Below are 1,676 nucleotides of genomic sequence, written 5' to 3'. Positions count from 1 at the left end.
GCGGGGGCCGGTACGCCGGTCCCCGCGAGCAGGGCCAGCGTCTCGGCCTCCCTGCGCACCTCGTCCTCATGCCGCACACCGGTCCGCAGGACCAGCTCACGAGTCCCGCCGCCCCTCGTACGAACGGCCAGCCGCCGCATCTCCGCGCTGATGCCCCCGTACAACACCTCGACACCGACGATCTCTTCGCCGGGTTGCAGGCACCGCTTCACCCAGGCCAGGCTCGCCGAGCAGACACTCACCAGGTCACCAACCTCTCCGTTCACTTCTCCTCGCAGTCACCGGATCACGCCGGCGCTCGGCCCGGTCAGTCCGGGCGTGCCGCTTGCCATGTCCAGGAGGTCTGGCGGGGGAGGCCGGCGAGTTCTGCTCGGCCGGTGCACCAGAGGAGCACCCGAGTGGGGTCTCCGGGCGGGGCGGTGGGGAGGTAGGCGCCGGTGGGCTGCGCCGCGTAGGCCAGCAGGTCGTGGCCGATGTGGGCCGCTGTCTCCCAGCAGGTCCATTCGAGCGGCCCGGCCGCGACCGTCCAGTCCTCGGCAGTACGGGAGCCGAGCACCTCCAGCATCTCCGCCACAGCGGCGTCGACGTCCTTGTGGTCCATGCGGAACTCCCCGCGAGTCGCCGGTCCTGATGATCCCCACTCCGCGCGTCGGGACCGTGGACCCCACCGCACCCGTGTCAACTCGTCAGGTCGGTTCGCGCGCCAGTCGTCTCAGCGCGAGGACCTGGCTGCCCGCGAAGGCGGCGACGTCCAACGCGAGCGCCACAAGTGCGAGCAGGACCAGCGCACTTGCCGCGGCCACGGACACTGCGGCAAGCACACATGCCACGAGCGTGTTCGCCACGAGGACAAGACGAAGACTCCCCGCCAAGGGACGACGGCTGAGCACCCACACGATGCCGACCCACAGGTGACGGTGGCTCCACCGATGCCGACGACGACGCGTGCCGGCAACCCGACCGCAGCCGCCGTCAGCGGCGCGGACGAAGCGATCACCAGCCCGACGAGCAGGCAGTAGAACGCGTCGATGCGCAGACTCAACAGACCGAGCCGACTCCCAGACATGGCCAGAGGCTAGCCCTTCCCTTGACGTCCTCACCCCTCGGGAATCGCGGAACGCTGACAACGCGTCGGCCTCGCCCGCGACTTCGCCCCGTATGCCCTCGCGGCCCGCGCACGCGCCTCCCCGAGGCGTCACGGCCCGCGCTGCGCGTATGCCGTCGCCGCGATCACGGGGAGGAGGGTCAGGGCGAGGGCGCTCGATGCGAGGGCCAGTGTCGGGTAGCTCGTCGCTGTGACGATCAGGCCCGAGGAGATGCCGCCGGTGGCGCCCGCGAGGGAGATCGAGACGTCTACCAGGCCCTGGGTCTTGGCGCGGTTGGTGAGGGGGACGGAGTCGGTGAGGAGGGCGGTGCCGGAGACGAGGCCGAGGTTCCAGCCCAGGCCTAGGAGGGCGAGGGCCAGGCTCAGGAGGGGGACGGAGTCCTCGGGGGCTGTGGCGGCGACGAGGCCGGCGGTCAGGAGGGTGAGCGCGGAGGACGTTGCCATGCGGAGCGGCCCGTGGCGGTCGGCGAGGCGGCCGGTCAGCGGGGAGGGGAGGTACATGGCGGCGATGTGGACGGCGATGACCAGCCCGGACGCGCCGGTCCCGTGCCCGTGGTCGTGCATGTGGACC

2 protein-coding genes and 1 pseudogene are annotated in these 1,676 nt (G+C 71.7%); all 3 read right to left on the bottom strand.

Annotated elements, in window-relative coordinates:
* Nucleotides 1-266: pseudogene (locus AOK24_RS44145) on the bottom strand (aminoglycoside phosphotransferase family protein); the annotation flags it as partial.
* 41 nt (nucleotides 267-307) lie between these two features.
* Complete coding sequence (locus AOK24_RS44140) at nucleotides 308-601, bottom strand: hypothetical protein (protein WP_055725434.1); 294 nt, start codon at nucleotides 599-601, stop codon at nucleotides 308-310.
* Nucleotides 602-1,195: 594 nt separating this feature from the next.
* Nucleotides 1,196-1,676: MFS transporter (locus tag AOK24_RS44135; RefSeq protein ID WP_159052237.1), on the bottom strand; the 481-nt coding region annotated here is incomplete at its 5' end.

Source organism: Streptomyces niveiscabiei, assembly GCF_001419795.1.
Taxonomy (GTDB): domain Bacteria; phylum Actinomycetota; class Actinomycetes; order Streptomycetales; family Streptomycetaceae; genus Streptomyces; species Streptomyces niveiscabiei.
This window is presented reverse-complemented; position numbering and strand designations above follow the sequence as displayed.

Excerpts from the sequence above, each read along its gene's own strand:
- AOK24_RS44140 (WP_055725434.1), bottom strand. The coding sequence starts at position 601 with ATGGACCACAAGGACGTCGACGCCGCTGTGGCGGAGATGCTGGAGGTG.